The organism is Enterobacter sp. UNJFSC 003 (assembly GCF_036903355.1).
Classification (GTDB): domain Bacteria; phylum Pseudomonadota; class Gammaproteobacteria; order Enterobacterales; family Enterobacteriaceae; genus Enterobacter.
The window spans coordinates 1-280 of sequence record NZ_JBAKHK010000123.1 but is presented as its reverse complement, the minus strand read 5'-3'; the positions used below and the strand labels follow the sequence as shown (position 1 = coordinate 280).

Below are 280 nucleotides of genomic sequence, written 5' to 3'. Positions count from 1 at the left end.
CCGCGACGTGTGCGGTTTCAGCCTGGGATGCAATTGTTTGATTCGCCAGACTGATAGCATCTTCATGGCGATCGACGTTAAACCACCAGACGCCGCCTGCTGGCATATGTCGCAGCTCATCCCATAATGATGAGATACCGATAGAGAATACAGGGTCCACAATGTCCCTCATGTCACCATTTTGTCTGATTATCAGTTTACTAGCGAAAGCTAAGAAATAAACCTACCATTGAAATTAAAACTTATCAGATTTAGCATGTGAATCAATTTAGAAGGTCAC

General features: G+C 43.9%; 1 protein-coding gene. It reads right to left on the bottom strand.

Annotated elements, in window-relative coordinates:
• Window positions 1-172, bottom strand: a 172-nt coding sequence (locus V5P19_RS23400; protein WP_334407929.1) for a BcsE family c-di-GMP-binding protein, incomplete at its 3' end; no start/stop codon positions are given.
• Window positions 173-280 lie beyond the last annotated feature (108 nt).